The sequence below is a fragment of the Paenibacillus humicus NBRC 102415 genome, assembly GCF_004000905.1.
GTDB lineage: Bacteria > Bacillota > Bacilli > Paenibacillales > Paenibacillaceae > Paenibacillus_O > Paenibacillus_O humicus.
This window is the reverse complement of the sequence record NZ_BIMD01000016.1, coordinates 78,831-95,640: the sequence shown is the minus strand read 5'-3', so window position 1 is coordinate 95,640 and position 16,810 is coordinate 78,831. Positions and strand designations below refer to the sequence as shown.

General features: G+C 46.6%; 20 protein-coding genes and 1 riboswitch. Of the genes, 12 read left to right on the top strand and 8 right to left on the bottom strand.

Annotated elements, in window-relative coordinates:
* Positions 1 to 114: 114 nt before the first annotated feature.
* Both PHU01S_RS12225 and PHU01S_RS12220 read left to right on the top strand, forming a co-directional pair.
* Positions 115 to 1,413, top strand: coding sequence for an IS110 family RNA-guided transposase (locus PHU01S_RS12225; RefSeq protein ID WP_127507795.1), 1,299 nt, complete (start codon positions 115 to 117; stop codon positions 1,411 to 1,413).
* A 400-nt stretch (positions 1,414 to 1,813) separates the two neighbouring features.
* The gene (locus PHU01S_RS12220; protein WP_230876318.1) at positions 1,814 to 2,020 is read left to right on the top strand and encodes a hypothetical protein; all 207 of its coding nucleotides are present in this window, start codon (positions 1,814 to 1,816) and stop codon (positions 2,018 to 2,020) included.
* 423 nt (positions 2,021 to 2,443) lie between these two features.
* Here the strand turns inward: PHU01S_RS12220 and merA are convergent, their stop codons facing one another.
* From merA to PHU01S_RS12185, 8 genes are all read right to left on the bottom strand, one after another.
* Positions 2,444 to 4,084 carry a mercury(II) reductase gene (gene merA / locus PHU01S_RS12215; RefSeq protein WP_127507793.1) on the bottom strand — a complete coding sequence of 547 codons (1,641 nt, stop codon included), beginning with the start codon at positions 4,082 to 4,084 and terminating at the stop codon, positions 2,444 to 2,446.
* A gap of 253 nt (positions 4,085 to 4,337) precedes the next feature.
* The gene (gene merT / locus PHU01S_RS27150; protein WP_127507792.1) at positions 4,338 to 4,643 is read right to left on the bottom strand and encodes a mercuric transport protein MerT; all 306 of its coding nucleotides are present in this window, start codon (positions 4,641 to 4,643) and stop codon (positions 4,338 to 4,340) included.
* On the bottom strand, positions 4,640 to 4,906 hold the full coding sequence (locus tag PHU01S_RS27145) for a transporter (RefSeq protein WP_174806361.1): 267 nt from the start codon (positions 4,904 to 4,906) through the stop codon (positions 4,640 to 4,642). Before PHU01S_RS27145 ends, merT begins: the two co-directional genes overlap by 4 nt.
* Positions 4,903 to 5,316 (bottom strand): mercury resistance transcriptional regulator MerR, encoded by a 414-nt coding sequence (gene merR, locus PHU01S_RS12200; protein ID WP_127507790.1) that lies wholly within the window; start codon positions 5,314 to 5,316, stop codon positions 4,903 to 4,905. The genes PHU01S_RS27145 and merR overlap by 4 nt, the downstream gene beginning before the upstream one ends.
* A 453-nt stretch (positions 5,317 to 5,769) precedes the next feature.
* Positions 5,770 to 6,090, bottom strand: coding sequence for a class I SAM-dependent methyltransferase (locus PHU01S_RS27225; protein WP_507763349.1), 321 nt, complete (start codon positions 6,088 to 6,090; stop codon positions 5,770 to 5,772).
* A complete protein-coding gene (locus tag PHU01S_RS27220) occupies positions 5,984 to 6,415 on the bottom strand; it encodes a class I SAM-dependent methyltransferase (protein WP_507763348.1) in 432 nt (143 codons plus the stop codon). The genes PHU01S_RS27225 and PHU01S_RS27220 overlap by 107 nt, the downstream gene beginning before the upstream one ends.
* Positions 6,416 to 6,421: 6 nt before the next feature.
* Positions 6,422 to 8,539, bottom strand: coding sequence for a heavy metal translocating P-type ATPase (locus PHU01S_RS12190; RefSeq protein ID WP_127507788.1), 2,118 nt, complete (start codon positions 8,537 to 8,539; stop codon positions 6,422 to 6,424).
* The gene (locus PHU01S_RS12185; protein ID WP_127507809.1) at positions 8,529 to 8,900 is read right to left on the bottom strand and encodes an ArsR/SmtB family transcription factor; all 372 of its coding nucleotides are present in this window, start codon (positions 8,898 to 8,900) and stop codon (positions 8,529 to 8,531) included. Before PHU01S_RS12185 ends, PHU01S_RS12190 begins: the two co-directional genes overlap by 11 nt.
* Positions 8,901 to 9,178: 278 nt before the next feature.
* Here PHU01S_RS12185 and PHU01S_RS12180 point away from each other — a divergent pair, with 278 nt between their 5' ends.
* The 10 genes from PHU01S_RS12180 to PHU01S_RS12135 all read left to right on the top strand — a co-directional run bounded on the left by PHU01S_RS12180 (position 9,179) and on the right by PHU01S_RS12135 (position 16,597).
* The gene (locus PHU01S_RS12180) at positions 9,179 to 9,610 is read left to right on the top strand and encodes an arsenate reductase ArsC (protein ID WP_127507786.1); all 432 of its coding nucleotides are present in this window, start codon (positions 9,179 to 9,181) and stop codon (positions 9,608 to 9,610) included.
* A 14-nt stretch (positions 9,611 to 9,624) separates the two neighbouring features.
* Positions 9,625 to 9,948 (top strand): ArsR/SmtB family transcription factor, encoded by a 324-nt coding sequence (locus tag PHU01S_RS12175; RefSeq protein WP_127507784.1) that lies wholly within the window; start codon positions 9,625 to 9,627, stop codon positions 9,946 to 9,948.
* 15 nt (positions 9,949 to 9,963) lie between these two features.
* On the top strand, positions 9,964 to 11,376 hold the full coding sequence (locus PHU01S_RS12170; protein WP_127507782.1) for an arsenic transporter: 1,413 nt from the start codon (positions 9,964 to 9,966) through the stop codon (positions 11,374 to 11,376).
* Between the two features lie 30 nt (positions 11,377 to 11,406).
* Positions 11,407 to 11,832 carry an arsenate reductase (thioredoxin) gene (gene arsC, locus PHU01S_RS12165; protein WP_048744013.1) on the top strand — a complete coding sequence of 142 codons (426 nt, stop codon included), beginning with the start codon at positions 11,407 to 11,409 and terminating at the stop codon, positions 11,830 to 11,832.
* A gap of 10 nt (positions 11,833 to 11,842) precedes the next feature.
* Positions 11,843 to 12,313: an ArsI/CadI family heavy metal resistance metalloenzyme gene (locus PHU01S_RS12160; RefSeq protein WP_049869721.1), complete on the top strand. Its 471-nt coding sequence runs from the start codon at positions 11,843 to 11,845 to the stop codon at positions 12,311 to 12,313.
* A 3-nt stretch (positions 12,314 to 12,316) separates the two neighbouring features.
* Positions 12,317 to 12,760, top strand: a complete 444-nt coding sequence (locus PHU01S_RS12155; protein ID WP_127507780.1) for a protein-tyrosine phosphatase family protein — start codon at positions 12,317 to 12,319, stop codon at positions 12,758 to 12,760.
* A gap of 103 nt (positions 12,761 to 12,863) precedes the next feature.
* Positions 12,864 to 13,313, top strand: coding sequence for a MarR family winged helix-turn-helix transcriptional regulator (locus PHU01S_RS12150; RefSeq protein WP_127507778.1), 450 nt, complete (start codon positions 12,864 to 12,866; stop codon positions 13,311 to 13,313).
* A 51-nt stretch (positions 13,314 to 13,364) separates the two neighbouring features.
* Entirely contained in the window at positions 13,365 to 14,420 is a 1,056-nt protein-coding gene (locus PHU01S_RS12145; RefSeq protein WP_048744018.1) for a flavin-containing monooxygenase, read from the top strand.
* 246 nt (positions 14,421 to 14,666) lie between these two features.
* Positions 14,667 to 15,467 carry an arsenite methyltransferase gene (locus tag PHU01S_RS12140; protein ID WP_021877425.1) on the top strand — a complete coding sequence of 267 codons (801 nt, stop codon included), beginning with the start codon at positions 14,667 to 14,669 and terminating at the stop codon, positions 15,465 to 15,467.
* A gap of 255 nt (positions 15,468 to 15,722) precedes the next feature.
* A riboswitch (cyclic di-GMP riboswitch) is annotated at positions 15,723 to 15,808 on the top strand.
* Between the two features lie 84 nt (positions 15,809 to 15,892).
* Positions 15,893 to 16,597, top strand: a complete 705-nt coding sequence (locus PHU01S_RS12135; protein ID WP_048744021.1) for a response regulator transcription factor — start codon at positions 15,893 to 15,895, stop codon at positions 16,595 to 16,597.
* Positions 16,598 to 16,810 lie beyond the last annotated feature (213 nt).

Here is a 16,810-nt window from a genome sequence, read left to right as displayed (position 1 = left end):
GAGGAGCCATTCCTGTAATGAAGTAATTTGAGCTTTGAGCAAAAAAGCGCCACTCGGTATACTGGGAAACGTTCCGGCAAAGAACAGATCCCGCATACGAAAGAGGCGCTCAAAATGAAGTATAAGATGAAGCAGAAACAGAATCAACGTATTACACGAATTAACGGAGCAACATTGGTCGTCGGAGCAGATATTGCCAAAAAGATTCATGTGGCTCGTGCGGTCGATTACCGCGGCATCGAGTTGGGCAGAGACTGCGTTTTCCATAACGACGCACAAGGGCTGACGAAACTATCGTCGTGGATGAAGGAGGTCGGTCAAGCACATGGCAAGACCGAGATTGTGTTTGGCATCGAGCCTACCGGACACTACTGGTTTCCGCTCGCTGCATTCTTGCAAGAGCAAGGCATAACGGTTGTGGTCGTCAACCCACATCACGTGAGCAAGACGAAAGAGCTCGAAGACAATTCGCCGACGAAAAGCGACTACAAGGACGCGAAGGTCATCGCCGATCTGATTCGCAGCGGCAAGTATTCCGAGCCGAAGTTACCTACGAAGGCCTATGCGGATCTGCGAATCCTGATGAACCTGCGGGAGAAAGTGTCGGCGAGCCTAACGCAAGTAAAAGGCCGGATCGGCAACTGGTTCGACCGATTCTTTCCGGAGTACGCTGGCGTGTTCAAGGACTGGGACGGCAAAGCGTCGCTCATGACGATGCGTGCATTCCCGTTGCCTGCCGACATCGCCGCGAAGGAAGCCAGACACGTCCTGGCCCACTGGAAGACGGAAGTGCAGCGTGGGGTGGGTATCAAGCGGGCGGAAACGCTGGTCGCAGCCGCTGCGGCGTCCATTGGGCTAACCGAAGGAACGACAGCGGCGCGAATCGAACTGAGCACGCTCCTCGGGCAGTACGATCTGTTCAGCGAGCAGTTGACCGGCATCATGGAGCAAGTCCTGACGATCCTAACGGACATTCCGGGGGCTGCGCGAATGCTGGCCGTTCCGGGAGTCGGGCTGGTCACCCTCGCGGGATTTCTCGCGGAGGTCGGTGATCTGTCTGGCTATGATCACGGTCAGCAGATCATCCGATTGGCCGGACTGAATCTCAAAGAGAACAGCTCGGGCAAGCGTAAGGGCAAGACAGGCATCACCAAGCGAGGAAGATCACGACTGAGGGCGCTGCTGTTCCGGGCGGTCATGCCGCTGGTGGCAAAAAATGAAGCATTTAAGGCACTGCACAGGTATTACACGACGCGCAGCCAGAATCCGCTGAAGAAGAAGCAGTCGCTCATTGCCTTATGCGGAAAGCTCATTCGCGTGTTGCATACGCTAGGGACCAAAGAACGCGAGTATAACGCGTTAGAAATGCTAGGACCGGTACGACTGACTCAGATCGGGCAAGTGAGCGCCTAAGTCAAAGCAAGCGTCTGGCGAATGCGAAGTTCAAAGGAATGACAACGACAACGGAAGCACCGGAGAAGCCGAAGAACGATTTTCCATGAGGGCAACGACCCAGCAGAGGAGCAAGAATCGGCATCCACCCCTTGAGAGACAGAACGAAGGAATGTAAGGGCGACGACCCAGCGTGACATGGGAGGGTAAGTCCCAAGGGCCAATGTGGAGATCCACTGTGCGATTATAGCCACCATCTCACAGTTTTGGAACGTAATCGATCCCAAGCTCTGTTCCCGCATACGCTCGGGGTGCGCCCCATCCATTGTACAACTGTCTACTCAAACAGTCGAAGTTGAAATCCTGCGAATGAGCGAGAAAACAGGCGAAAACATTACTTTATAGTGGGAGGGAATTTCCTTTGAATCATTTCGTCCACTATGCGATGCCGATGTACACGCAAGACAATGCCACTTATTATAGACAAATGTACGAATGGCATATGAAAATGCATCATTATCAAGAACAGTTGCGCGGGTTTCATTTGGAACGGGCCAAGTATTTTCAAGGCTTGGTTGAAGAAAGAGAGAAAGCTGCTACAAAATCTAACGACGGCCCTGCTGCTTGACACGGAATTACTATGGGGCGATGTGCTGAATTGGAAAGATTCCGAGTGAAGCTATGGGACCAGTACGTAACGGTTCGTGATTTTTACGGCGGAATTGCCGTTTCCTTCGATGATCTTTGGTTTGATTTCCTATCCAGATATTTTGTATCAGAACAGCCATTGACATTGATTTTTGACCAAGTTTGCAGAGATATGGAAAGACACGTAATTAGAAAAACGGAACCCGAGATTCCATAAGAAGCTAAGAAAGTCGCTTTGGAGTCCTCCAAAGCGCTTGAAACGAAGAGTTAATATGATTGCAGTAGGTTGAATGCAAAAACCAGTCAACACGAAAATTAGTGTTTGACTGGTTTTAATTATCGATAAACGATCAGTTGAGAACAGTTGTCTTTACGATCAAGGTTGCTGGGCCAATACAATATCTTATCCAGCACAACAGGATAATTTAGATACATCTTTATTGATCGTAAGAGCTGCTAGTTTTAATCCTTCAGCCATCGTTAAATACGGTGCTAGGCTATCGCGTAGATCCTCGACCGTTAAACCGAACTTGACTGCAAGTGTCGCAGCGTAAATCACATCTCCGGCATTTTCAGCGACAATATGAATACCAAGCACCGTTAACGACTTGGAATCAGCCACTAATTTAAAAACGCCGGTTGTTTCGCGATTAACAAGTGCTCTAGGCACCGAATCCAAAGGAAGAATGGACGTTTTAACCTCATACCCTTTTGCCTTGGCTTGCTCTTCCGTGAGTCCTACGGTAGCAACGGAAGGAGAAGTGAACGTAACACCTGGAACAACTTCGAGATTTACCTTTTTCTCTAAGCCGCCTATTGCATTATCGGCCGCGATGCGACCTTCATAAGCAGCCACATATACAAACTGCGGCCCCATCGTCACATCGCCTGCAGCATAAATTCTAGGATTCGAGGTGTTTAAAAAATCATCGACGACGATTTCGCTTTTGGAACCTATATTTACGTTCGCAGCATTAAGGTTTAGTGCTTCAATATTTGGTTTTCTACCGGTTGCAATAAGCAGCTGCTCGACTTCGATGACTTTCTTTTCGCCATCTACGGAAATATGCACTTGTTTCAGATCGCCACTTGCTTCAATGCGATCATACGTTACACCGGTAATCAAGTGAATCCCTTGCTCCGTTAAAGCCTTTGTCACCGCTTCGGAAATTTCAGGGTCATACTCTTTCAAAATGCGAGGACTTCTTTGCATCAGCGTAACATCTGACCCTAGATTGTGAAAGAGTTGACCCAATTCCATTGCAATATAGCCTGAGCCAATGACGGCAAGCGTTTTAGGCAATTGTTTGAGCTCAAGTAGTGATGTGCTTGTTAAATAATCCACGTCCCGTAATCCTTGAATATCCGGAATGGACGGAGAAGCTCCTGTGGCAATTAAAAATCGTTTCGCTGTAACCTGTCGTCCACTTACCTCAATGGTTTTTTCATCTACGAATGTTGCCTCTCCTCGAATGAGTTCAAATCCGTACTCACCAATCAAATGTTCATACTTCTGTTCTCGCATACTGGCTACCAGTTCATCTTTGTGTTTGACCAACTTTTCCAAATCTACTTTTCCAGTTGATGTGGCTAGTCCCATGAATGGGTTACTTTCGGCTAAATGATTGATTTCACCAGCACGAAGCAGCGTTTTTGATGGAACACAGCCAACATTTACGCAGGTTCCGCCAACAATTCCCCGCTCAATGATCGCGACTTTTGCGCCATATTCCACCGCTTGAATCGCTGCGGAAAAAGCTGCTCCACCGGAACCGATGATCAGAAAATCATAGTCGCCTTCATCACCGAGAACCGGAGCATCATGAGTTTCTATCACTTCCGCATCTCCGGATTGATAGTTTGCCTCGTTAATGGCTTTTTGGGCGGTTTCGATCACAACGTCATCGGGCAATTCAAACGTGGCTTCATTACGATGAAAACTCGTCTCGATATTGGCGGCTCCAATGTTTTTAAGTGCGGTTGCTACGTGTTCTTCGCAGCCGCTGCATGTCATGCCTTGAACGTTGATCCGGTATTTTTTCATTTTTTATCCTCCAGTCACATCTAACCCATTTTTTGTAACCGATGATTTATTAGCTTTACATCGGTTTTCTGATCATCAAAGGAAACTGTCACTTTTCCAATGTATCCCTTAGGTTCAATTTCTACTTTGCTGACTCCATTTGCCTTTGAAATTAAATCTTGAATCACAGAAGGCGGCTGCCACATGCCGTATCAAAATAAAGAGATATTAATACCATAATTCCCATTGTTGCTCACAAACAAAACACCCTTTCTTATAACAGTCCTCTTTCAGCCAACCCTAAAAAAAGAAACGCTCCTAAAACTAAAATGGTCGTCGTCCATAAAGTGATAATCGTACTTTTGCTTTTGCGTTTTCGTCCATAAACCAAATAAAATGATACACCAAGAAATAATAACGTTATGATCATTAAAAACAGCTGGTACTTGATTGAAATAATCGCGAGTGTACCTGCCAAACCGGATAATCCGAGAGGAATGAGAATGAAGGGTCCGAGGCAGCAGCCAGACATAAGAAAGGCGGATAATACCGCCCCCCAGCTCGTTAGTTTTTCTCTCAAATTCCTTCACCTCGTTTTTGCCCTGGTACTGAGCAGCAATCGTGTGTCACACCCTTTTTTTCTTGTATATTCGTCCTTTTGAACACCATAATAAGGGAAATCACAAATAGAATAGCCAAAACAGCACTTGCGGCGCCTTGATGTGCTGCAAAAAACGCACCCAGCGTTGTGCCAGCAAGCAGAGGAAGAATTAAAATGAGATGGCAGGGGCAGGATAGCAGAGCTAAAAAGCCCCATCCCACTTTCTTTGTATTTTCTTTCACAGGATTTCCTCCCCATTGTCAATTAACGCTTCGATGATAGGGCATTCATGGATTGCCTTTTCATCCGGACAGCGGTCTTTTAAATCTTTTAACATACATTCGATTCGCTCAAGGTCTCTAATTTTCAGCCGAACATCTTCAAGTTTATCCACAACAAAATCGTGCATATCCGCACATCTCACATCGTCTTTATCAACGACACCAAGCAATTTATCAATTTCAGATAACGTAAAACCAAGCTCTTGTATACGTTTAATGAACATGATTCGTTTTACCGTATCTTCCGGATAAAGCCGGTAACCTGCATCCGACCTTACAGGTTCAGCAATTAGACCTTTTCGTTCATAATATCTAAGCGTTTCTTTATTCACATTACATAATTTGGATATATCTCCTGAATGATACCTCATGGTTCACCTCCCTCATAAGTGTAAACCCTGTACCATGATACATAGTCAAGACATCTTTATTTATTTCCTTAAAGTTCCGAAATAATTTTAATTTGGTCGTATTACCTATGTGGCCGAGCAAGAGCGGAAGAAGAACCGGCAGCGGCAGGCGGAAGGAATCGAGGTTGCCCGAGGGGAGGGCGTTGTATTCGGCCGACCCAAGCAGGAGATCGATGGAAAATGTGGAGCCGTACCGGGAATGGAAAGCAGGCCAGATTACCGCGACGGACGCTATGCGTCGGATCGGTATGAAATAGCCTACATTTTACCGGCAAGTGAAGGAATACGAGGAAATCAATGAGCCGTTCTAAGCTGTCGTCAGTTCCGCGGCGACCAATGATGGGGTAGTACCTGCAAACAAAGCTGACACCACCCGTAAAGTACATGGGGACATTTCCCCCTCAATACCTTGGCCTAGGAGATACCTTGTTGAGTTTGATGTTTACGAACTATGATTTTTCGATACATACCGTTAAATAGGGCTGACGCATCTTCTTCCACTCGAATTTGTTTCTCGTACGGCATAATGATTTGCTCAAAATGACGACCGATGTCTGTACCCATCAATGCTACGACGGGGCGAAGAATTTTCTTCATTACAGGCAACTCCCGTGATGGAGGGGCAAACTTATCGAAAATGAGTATACGTCCCCCAGTTCGCGTAACCCGAATCATTTCTTGAAAACATCGATTCGGATCGGGGACAACGGATAAGATCAGATTCGCAATTACCATATCGAACGATTCCGGTGAAAAGGTCAATTCTTGCGCATCCATTTCTATTTTCTATGAACTTATAATCGGGGGAGTCATATTTATTCTTAGCTCGATCAAGCATTTCGGATGACAAGTCAATTGCAGTTACAGAAACATCCTTGTCCTTAATGAACTGCAAGTCTGCTCCTGTCCCGACGCCTACAAAAAGAACTTTGCTTTTAGGCTTAATGTCGAGGTTCTCAAAAATCTTTTTCCGGGCCTTTAAAAAAGGCCCGGAATTGAAGACATAATCATAGAAGGGAGCCCAGAGCCGATAAATCACTTTATTCCAAGGGTTATTCATAGACGATCATTTCCCTTTCACTCTTAACAAACGTAGGCTGTTCAAAGTAACAATTAGGGTAGCTCCCATATCTGCAAAAATAGCCATCCATAACGTCAACCATCCAGGAACAATCAAAGCCAAAGCGACAAGTTTAATCCCGAGCGAGAACGTAATGTTTTGCTTTATTATCGCAAGGGTTTTACGGCTTAACCGAATTGTATACGGGAGTTTACCTAAGTCGTCAGCCATAAGTGCAATGTCCGCCGTTTCAAGCGCCGTATCCGTACCTGCGCCGCCCATAGCGATACCAACCGTTGAAGCCGCAAGCGCGGGCGCATCGTTTACGCCATCGCCAATCATTGCAACATTGCCATAGTCTTTACGAAGTTGCTTGATGTAATCTAATTTATCTTGCGGCATGAGGTCGGCTTTAACGTCTGTAACATTCAACCGGCTCCCGATAGCTTCGGCGGTTGCTTGATTATCACCCGTAAGCATAATCGTTTTCTTGATGCCAATTTCGTGCAATTGCTTAATAACGTCTTTACTGGAATCGCGCACTTCATCGGCCACGGCTATTAAGGCAAGAACTTGTTGTTCCGTTCCCAAGACCATAACCGTTTTCCCTTGTTTTTGTAGAGCTTCGATACGTTGATTCGTTTCAACATTCATATCGGAGTGAAGTTCTGCAAAGAGTTTCGGACTACCGACGTAATACAATTCCCCTTTTACCTTTGCTTTAACGCCTTTCCCGGTTATGGATTGGAAATCCTCAACGGCGAGGGATAAGTCGGCTCCGAGGTTTTCTGCTTTACGAACAATCGCGGAAGCAAGCGGGTGTTGCGAACCTTTTTCGATAACTGCCGCGATAGAAAGCATTTCTTTTTCGTTTTTCGTTCCGAAAGTATCGACATTTGTTACTTCCGGGAATCCCTTCGTCAGCGTACCCGTTTTATCGAATGCGATTGCGGCAAGGCGCCCAGCTTCTTCAAGATGAATGCCACCTTTGATCAGAACGCCATTTTTCGCCGCGTTTCCGATAGCTGTAACAATCGAAACAGGTGTCGATATGACCAGTGCGCAAGGACAGCCGACGACGAGTAACGCTAATCCCCGATATACCCAATCGCCCCAATCAGCGCCGACGAACAGAGGGGGCACAACGGCAATACCTAATGCCATAATCATAATCGCAGGCGTATAGTATTTCGCAAATCGGTCAACGAACGCTTGCGAAGGTGCACGTTCGGCTTGTGCTTCTTCAACTAGGTGAATAATTTTGGAAATGGTTGTATCCTCGATGTGCTTCGTTACTTTGACCTCAAGCAATCCTTCTTCGTTTAATGTACCTGCGAAAACTTCTTCATCAATTGTTTTCGTTACGGGAACCGATTCGCCGGTTATCGCTGCTTGGTTAATGGTTGATGTCCCTTTAATAACCACGCCATCCATTGCAAGTTTTTGACCTGGCTTTACAATCATGACGTCGCCAACCTGTATATCATCGACACTTACCGTAATTTCTTCGGAACCGCGTCGAATCAGAGCTTCCTTCGGCGCAATATCCATCAGGGAACGAATGGATTGACGCGCTTTCTCCATAGAGTAACGTTCCAAAACTTCACTAATTGCAAACAAGATCACAACCGTCGCGCCTTCGCCCCATTTGCCGATCGCCGCGGCACCGATGATGGCCACTGTCATAAGGGTGTTCATATCGAACTGAAGCCGGAAGAGATTTTTAAGCCCTTTTTTGAATAGATCGTAACCACCAATGAGAATAGAAGCCGCAAAAATGACTGCGGATAAGATACTTCCCTCACCTAGAAAATAACCTACCGCAAGCAATACGGCAGAAACCAACACGTTCCAATTCTCTTGCCAAAATGGCTTTTTCTTTTCAATCGTCCGTTGTTTTTCAGGTGTAACTTTCAGGCTTTCAAACGCTCCAGCCTTTTCTAAATCCTCCACTGTGGTACTTCCATAAACGGTAATCTTGGATGCTCCAAAATTGACTTGTGCATCTTTAACGCCAGGCAAACCTTTTACATTTTTCTCGAAAATGCCTGCGCAATTCGTACAGGTAAAGCCTTGAATTCTGTAGACGTTTTTATCTTCGGTGTTTTCAACTTTATTTTCCATTGGTGATCAACTCCCGCGAATGAGTAGAAGCTAGCTGTATCAATTGACGAACATGGTCGTCTTCTAGCGAATAAAAAACTAATTTACCATCCTTGCGGTATTTGGCTAGACCAAGCTGCTTTAAGGTGCGAAGGTGATGTGAAGCTGTTGCCAACGAAGAACCAATGATGTTAGCCACATCACAAACACATAATTCATCTTCCTCGCAAAGGGCAAAAGCGATTTTCATTCTTGTTTCATCAGCCAAAACCTTAAACATCTTTATCATGCCTTGAATATTTTGTCCTTCAAGTGCATGTTGTACCTTTCGGACTTTAGGCTCGTCATAACAATAAATTTCACATGAGTCCTTTTCTTTCATACCGCTCATAATTCTCACCTCTATAATCAAACGAGTATTTGATTGTTATCATACAACAAACTTTTCGATTATTCAAATGCATATTTGATTATCTCTAAAGCGTATCTAAAATATTCACCGAAAATTTTTTGGCCCAGAACCAATAATCGGCAGCTCCTTCACGGATAGCAGCTTTTTTTTCAACGTTGATACTGCGTTAACAATTGGCGTTTATGATCATAATAGAAATAAGCAGATAATTATATAGCTATTTACAACGGGCAGGGGAGTGTGGGAGAATGAAACGGGAAGTCAAACGGATTTATTTCCTTTGCGGGCAAAATCGGTGCCGGAGTCAGATGGCCGAAGCTTTTGCCAAGTTTTATGGCGGGGATCATGTGGTGGTGGAGAGCGCCGGATTAAATCCATCCGATGAAGTACATCCTTACACCATTGAAGCCATGCGCGAGGTAGGCATCGATCTTTCCCAGCATGTTTGCAAAAAAATTGATATGAAGGTTTTTCTATCGTCGAATGCGATCGTCAAGCTGTGCGAACAAGTTGTGGAGCGGTGTCCCATCGTGCCGTTCAAGATCATGAACGTTGAGTGGAACATCCCTGACCCGTTGGTCGTAGACGGCGGCACCTTGGAAGACGTGAAGAGAGCTCGTGACGAGATTCGGGAGAAAGTGATCGGGTTGCTAAAAGGGATGGACATTCCCGTCGCTTAAAAGGAGTGAAGCAGTTGAGCAAACTAGAAGAAGTAGCGGATGCCTTGAAGCTATTGGGGGACCGGAACAGGCTCACCATCGTAGCCTTGCTGCAGGTGAAGGAACTGTGCGTGTGCGAGATCGTGGACATTTTGAAAACGAGCCAGCCGAATATCAGTCAGCATATACGCAAGCTGCGAGACGGGGGCCTGGTTAAAGAGTCGCGCAGGGGGCAATGGGTTTATTATTCGCTCTGTCTGGAAGACAAGCCTTATATTTTGGATATTCTCAAGGAAATTCCTTCGCAAGCGGCCCTGATTGAGCCTGCCGTTTGCGAAGCCAATGATTGCTGTACGTAGTTCAGGAGGAAGCATATGGTTTATGTGGCGATTTTCATTTTCTTGGTAACGTTGCTGTTTGTCATCTGGCAACCGAAAGGACTAAATATCGGGTGGTCGGCAAGTGCCGGAGCGATCCTTGCTTTACTATTTGGCGTGGTCAGTTTCGCAGACGTCGGCACCGTAACCGGCATCGTCTGGAACGCCACCTTGGCGTTTGTGGCCATTATTTTAATTTCACTGGTGCTGGATGAAATCGGATTTTTTGAGTGGGCTGCGTTGCATATGGCGCGGCTGGCACGCGGAAACGGTCTGCTCATGTTTGTATTTATCATCCTGCTTGGATCGGCGGTTGCCGCGCTGTTTGCCAACGACGGCGGGGCCTTGATTATCACACCGATTGTGCTCGCCATGGTCCGGGCACTTAAGTTTGATGAAAAGATGATCTTGCCGTTTATTATGGCCAGTGGTTTCATTGCGGATACGGCTTCCTTGCCGCTTGTCGTCAGCAACTTGGTTAACATCGTATCTGCGGATTATTTCAATATCGGTTTTGCGGAATACGCGAGCCGCATGATTGTTCCGAATTTCTTTTCCGTCATTGCGAGCCTCATTGTACTGTATCTGTATTTCCGGAAATGCATCCCGAACAGTTACAATCTCACGCAACTGAAAAGACCGAAAGAAGCCATCAAGGATATGCGGTTGTTTAAGTTATCCTGGGTCATTTTAGCCGCGCTGCTTGTTGCGTATTTCATTAGCGAATTTTTCTCGATCCCTGTATCCATTATTGCCGGGGTTGCCGCGATTGCCTTTTTGTTCGCGGCGAGAAAAAGCCCTGCAATTCATACCTGGAAACTGGTAAAAGGCGCTCCCTGGGCTGTCGTGATCTTTTCTATCGGCATGTATGTGGTCGTTTATGGCTTGCGCAATGCCGGACTTACGGATGCACTAGGCAGCGTCATTCAAGCAGTCGCAGACAAAGGGTTATTTGTGGCTACCGTAGGAATGGGCTTTATTGCAGCCATCCTGTCGTCCATTATGAACAACATGCCCACGGTCATGATTGATGCGCTGGCCATCCAAGGCACACAAACCGATGGCTTCATTCGTGAGGCGCTGATCTATGCGAATGTGATCGGTTCGGACTTAGGACCGAAAATTACGCCAATCGGCTCCTTGGCTACGCTGCTTTGGCTGCATGTCCTATCCACGAAAAATGTGAAAATCAGATGGGGCTATTATTTTAAAGTCGGCATCTTGTTAACCATTCCCACGTTGTTCATAACGCTCACCGGTCTTTATGTATGGCTTTATGTTCTCCAGACGCTACAGGTGAATGTATGGCTATGTATTGCGGTGATTGTGGTCGTCCTGGTGGTGGTTTCAATGATCATGAAGTCTTTTATGGGAAGTAAACAAGCGAAAAGAGTTCATCAAGGCGATTAATGAATTGAAATCAAAAGGAGATTGTTCACCATGGAGAAAAAACCGTTAATTTATTTTTTGTGCACCGGAAATTCTTGCAGAAGCCAAATCGCGGACGGGTTTTTAAACGCGCTAGGCAGCGACAAATATGAAGTCAAAAGCGCAGGTCTTGAAGCACACGGACTGAATCCGCGTGCGGTGCAAGTCATGCAAGAAGCTGGCGTAGATATTAGCAAAAACACCTCCGATGTGATCGATCCGGACATTTTGAATCGCGCCGATTATGTCATTACCTTATGCGGCCACGCCGACGAGCATTGCCCTGTGATCTCCAACAAGAACGTAACGAAATGGCATTGGGGTTTTGATGATCCGGCAAAAGCAACCGGAACCGAAGAAGAAATCATGAACCAGTTCCGCACCGTTCGCGATTCGATTAAGAGCCGGATTGAACAATTCGTCAAAGAAGGGAAATGAGGTGGCGACGATGATCAAACGAATGCATGTTGCTTTAAACTGTACGGAGCTGAACAAGTCTTTGGAGTTTTATCGCGCTTTTTTTGGGGCAGAACCGAGTAAGGTTAAAGATAACTACGCCAAATTTGAGTTAGAAGAACCGGCGCTTCATTTTTCGCTCAATGTACGTCCCTTCGAACAAAAGGGTGTTCTGAACCACTTGGGATTCCAAGTGAATAATACGGAAGAAGTGCTGGCCATGGGGGAGAGGCTCCGTCAAAGCGGACTGCTGCTGATAGACGAGATGAATACCACATGCTGCTATGCGGTACAGGATAAAGTTTGGGTATATGATCCGGACGGCAACGCTTGGGAGATTTTCTACACAAAAGAAGATTCCGAATTCGAATCCGCTGGAGAAGCCAGGGATTTGTCCCTGTGCTGCGCACCGCCAGCGGCCCCGGTTCCGATTGAGTTTGGATCGTTTAAAAAAGGAGTATAGTCCATGTCGTCTGAAAAAACCTACCATGCTTTGATTCCGGATAAAATTTTCATGGGCGCGGCAACTGATGTGGAATCGACGGTGAAAAATGAAGGTATCGACGTGATCGTGGATCTGCGCGGCGAAGCAACGGAATGCGCCTATCCAGCGGCCAATGCGAAATGGATTCAAATTCCGTTAGCGGATAACTCAGGCGGACCGCAAGAAAAAGCCTTTGAGCAAGCAATCCAGGCCGTCACCGAAGCTTACCACCAAAACAAGAAAGTGGCTTTCCATTGTGGCGGAGGAAAAGGGCGGACCGGTACGGTAGCCGCTGGTACCTTACTTGCTTTGGGATTAAGCGATACGCTTGACGAAGCCGAGGCCAAGGCGAAGAGCATTCGCAACATCATTGATATTAAACCATCACAGAGAGAATCCCTTAACAAGATATATCCCGGTAAATAAGCACGCTAGAAACCACTCCAACCGAGTGGTTTTTCTTTTTGCGATTAAAACATTTGCAATTTGCAAATAAATATTGTATAACTAAAACATGAGGTGAATCACAGTGGAAAATGTTCGCGAACTATTTCAGATCATGACACGCCGTTTTGGGTTTCTCAATAAAAATTGCTGCTCCGCCGGTGGCTGCGATATTTCCTTAGTGCAAAGCCATATTCTTTACGAGATCGATCGTCAGCATCAACCGTCCATTCAGCAGGTAGCCGAGGCGTTAGGAACCGATATAACGACCTTTAGCCGACAAATCCAATCGTTAATCAAAATGAACTTAGTGAAAAAATCGCCCGATCCCAACGACCGAAGGGTATTTGTGCTTTCTCTCACGACAGAAGGCAAATATGTAGCCACAACGATTGACCAGCAATGTAACGCTTATTTAGCAGAGATTTTCTCTCACATGAACGATTTTGAAAAAGAAACGGTCATTCGCTCCATTAAGCTTTTGAATGAAGCTATGTCAAAATCCAGCCTTTGCTGTTCCACCCCCATCGGGTGATTTCTTTTCTCTAATACTTGCATTTTGCAAATAAATCGGAGGGTGTTGGGTATGAATGAGGTATTGGATACGATTGTCATTGGAGGGGGGCAGGCGGGTCTGGCTTCCGGCTATCATCTACAGAAGAAAGGACTTCGATATCTGATTTTGGACGCGGGCGACGAGGCGGGGGGCTCGTGGCCGCGTTATTACGATAGTCTCAAACTGTTCTCTCCGGCACGTTTCTCGTCGATGCCAGGCATGACATTCCCCGGCGATCCGAATGGCTATCCCAAGCGTGATGAAGTCATTCGTTATTTACAGGATTACCGGGCAAAATTTCAATTGCCGGTCCGAACCAATCAACGCGTAGCATCGGTCGAAAGGGATGGAGAAGGGTTTACGGTCCGTACGATGGTAGGGGATACGTTTCGGGCACGCACCATCATTAATGCGGCCGGCTCATTTCACAATCCCTATACGCCAGTTTTACCGGGGCAGGAGGCGTTTCAAGGCCGCACACTTCATTCCTCCGAATACCGGAATCCGGAGCCATTTCGCAATCAACGCGTAGTGGTGGTCGGGCGTGGCAATTCTGCCGTACAGATCGGAGTTGAGCTGGCCGAGGTGAGCAAGACGTCTTTAGCGGTACTCCGGCCGATCCAATTCATGAAATCGAGGCTGTTGGATCAGGATGTGCATTTTTGGATCAAACTGATTGGGTTTGACACCTTTCCTTTTTGGCGGTTCGGGAAAACCGCGCCGAGTTCAAGTGCGGTGAACGATTCGGGCGGGTACAAAGAAAAAGTAGCGGCAGGAAAACCAGATCAACAACCGATGTTCACATCCTTTTATGAGGATGGCGTGATTTGGCCGAACGGGACAAAAGAGCCGGTAGATACGGTGATCTTTGCGACAGGCTACCGGCCGTATCTTCCCTACCTTCAAGCGATTGGCGCGCTGGATTCGGAAGGAAGGCCGTTACATCAAGCAGGCATAAGCGACGTTCCGGGACTTTATTATGTGGGGCTGGAAGGGCAGCGTTCCTTTGCTTCTGCTACCATAAGGGGGGGGGGGCCGGACGCGCAGTTTGTTGTTAAAAAGCTTTTGCATCACCTTAAACACTGAATGCTTACATTTTTTGATAAAAGGATGGGACCGACTTGAACCTCAATTGGTTTGCTGCGGAAATGCTTATGAAACAACGCCAAAGGGAAATCGAACGATCTGCTAGAGAAGCGTGGAAATGGTCAGACGCTATGCAAAAGCAATCGGTCCGATTCTTTAACCGACGGCCAATCATTCGTGCAACACCAACGGCTTGCTGCGTTACGAGCTGCTGTTGATGTATAAAAAACTAAGGAGTGAACTTTCATGAATCAAGTAAGTAATGATCAAATTCGTCAAAACGTTCGGAATCGGTATAAAGAAATCGCCTTACAGGACGTAGGGGCGGGGTCCTGTTGTAAGCCAGCGCCAGCCAATGATTGCTGTGGTTCGGCCGCGGATGTTTCCGCTAAAATGGGCTACTCGTCAGAAGAATTAACAGCCGTTCCAGATGGGGCGAATCTGGGCCTCGGCTGTGGCAATCCGCAAGCCATTGCTGCTTTGCAACCGGGAGAAGTCGTGCTGGACCTGGGCAGCGGCGGCGGGTTTGATTGCTTTCTTGCCTCCCGTCAGGTGGGCGCTTCCGGCCGCGTCATTGGTGTAGATATGACACCGGAAATGGTCAGCCGCGCCCGCGAAAATTCCAGTAAAAGCGGATTTACCAATACGGAATTTCGGTTGGGCGAGATAGAGCATCTGCCGGTTCAGGACCACTCGGTTGACGTGATTATTTCAAACTGTGTCATTAATCTGTCCCCATCGAAGCAGCAGGTGTTTGACGAGGCGTTCCGTGTGCTGCGTGACGGCGGCAGACTGGCCATATCGGATGTCGTGGCAACAGCCGATTTTCCGGAAGAAATCAAGCAGGATATCGACCGTATCTATTCAGGGTGTATTTCAGGAGCTTCCTCTATCGGGGAGTTGGAAGCCATGCTTGCGCAAAGCGGGTTTACCCAAATTGAGATCGAACCTAAAGACGAATCCCAGACGTTCATCAAGGATTGGATTCCCGGCGCAAATGTCGAACAATACCTGGTGTCTGCCGCGATACGTGCCATCAAGGCTTGAGCCGTGAAGGGCCGAACTGTTGCAGCTCGAGTTGAGTTGAACATGTTCGGCATAAACAATAAGGCGCTGCCGGTAAGTTGGCAGCGCCTTCGCCTTTGCTTAGCGTATATTTTCGTTAAAATGTTGGCGAGACCCCCGAAAGAAGAAGTGGGTTGCGCTATGTTCGAACATACGTTACTAAGGTTGACACCAAGCAAACTTTTTGGCATCTATTGAAATATGGTAAAATAAATTAATTCAATATGTCGAATAGACTAGGAAAAAAGGCAAACCTGATCGAAAGACAGGGACGCAAAGCCACGGGTCTTCTGCACTAGTGCAATGATCGCCGGGTTACCCTCTCAAACCACACCAAGATGACAAGCAGGCACGCCAGTGAGAGGGCGTGTCTTTTTGTCATTTGAAAATAAAAGAGGTGATCGATTATGAACAAACAAACAAGCTTTTCTGTAGAGATAAAAGATATGATCCGTAGGAACGGGAGTATCAAAGTATTACTGGCGGATGGTGACCTAGCTTGGCAACAGCGACTCGCTATGTTGCTTGAATCCGAGCCAGATATTTATTTATCTAACATCGTTTCGACAAAAGAGGAAGCGATTCGAGCGAGTGTACAATTAGACGTAGACGTAATGATCCTGGAAATGATTTTGAATTCGCCCAAACGAGACGGGCTGGACGCCGCAGCGGAGATTCTCAGAAATAAAGAGTTACCGATTATTGTCCTTTCTTCGATACATGATCCGGAAGTCATGGTCGATGCAGTTGTTGCCGGAGCGGTCAATTATATTACAAAGTCCAACTATATGGACATACCGGTTGCGATCAGAGAAGCTCACCGACGTCAGTCCTCTCTCCATGCGGATGTCGCGACGATAATCCGTAGTGAGATCGAGCTTATAAAGCGAAAAGAATTGCATTGCATGCTCACACCTACGGAAAAAGAAATTTTGCAACTCATAGGCTTGGGCTATCGACAGACAATTATCAGAGAATTACTTGGCATTACTTCGAACACCCTAAAATCGCACGTTCGGCATATCACTCGTAAATTCGACACCCGATCCATTCGAGAAGCTGCTGAGAAGGCGAAACGAAGAGGTCTGTATGATCAGCACTATGCTACGTGAGTTAATGGGACTGAAATTGAAACAAGCTTTGGGAAAATTCGGGGATTTTCGACAAAATTATCATGACAGAGGGTGACAAAAAGATCACCCTCCCCATTCGAACTAATAATAGGTAAAATGAAGGGGTAATCTAAGGGAAAATAGGAATATTATCCCGTACCAAAGGAGGTGGAGAGAAAAAAGATGAATGCTGGAGATTGTTGTCGTGAATCG

Coding starts and splice junctions, on each gene's coding strand:
- PHU01S_RS12225 (WP_127507795.1), top strand. CDS start 115: ATGAAGTATAAGATGAAGCAGAAACAGAATCAACGTATTACACGAATT.
- merA (WP_127507793.1), bottom strand. CDS start 4,084: ATGAAAAAATACCGGATCAACGTTCAAGGCATGACATGCAGCGGCTGC.
- merR (WP_127507790.1), bottom strand. CDS start 5,316: ATGAGGTATCATTCAGGAGATATATCCAAATTATGTAATGTGAATAAA.
- PHU01S_RS27225 (WP_507763349.1), bottom strand. CDS start 6,090: ATGGTAATTGCGAATCTGATCTTATCCGTTGTCCCCGATCCGAATCGA.
- PHU01S_RS27220 (WP_507763348.1), bottom strand. CDS start 6,415: ATGAATAACCCTTGGAATAAAGTGATTTATCGGCTCTGGGCTCCCTTC.
- PHU01S_RS12190 (WP_127507788.1), bottom strand. CDS start 8,539: ATGGAAAATAAAGTTGAAAACACCGAAGATAAAAACGTCTACAGAATT.
- PHU01S_RS12185 (WP_127507809.1), bottom strand. CDS start 8,900: ATGAAAGAAAAGGACTCATGTGAAATTTATTGTTATGACGAGCCTAAA.
- PHU01S_RS12180 (WP_127507786.1), top strand. CDS start 9,179: ATGAAACGGGAAGTCAAACGGATTTATTTCCTTTGCGGGCAAAATCGG.
- PHU01S_RS12170 (WP_127507782.1), top strand. CDS start 9,964: ATGGTTTATGTGGCGATTTTCATTTTCTTGGTAACGTTGCTGTTTGTC.
- arsC (WP_048744013.1), top strand. CDS start 11,407: ATGGAGAAAAAACCGTTAATTTATTTTTTGTGCACCGGAAATTCTTGC.
- PHU01S_RS12160 (WP_049869721.1), top strand. CDS start 11,843: ATGATCAAACGAATGCATGTTGCTTTAAACTGTACGGAGCTGAACAAG.
- PHU01S_RS12155 (WP_127507780.1), top strand. CDS start 12,317: ATGTCGTCTGAAAAAACCTACCATGCTTTGATTCCGGATAAAATTTTC.
- PHU01S_RS12145 (WP_048744018.1), top strand. CDS start 13,365: ATGAATGAGGTATTGGATACGATTGTCATTGGAGGGGGGCAGGCGGGT.
- PHU01S_RS12140 (WP_021877425.1), top strand. CDS start 14,667: ATGAATCAAGTAAGTAATGATCAAATTCGTCAAAACGTTCGGAATCGG.
- PHU01S_RS12135 (WP_048744021.1), top strand. CDS start 15,893: ATGAACAAACAAACAAGCTTTTCTGTAGAGATAAAAGATATGATCCGT.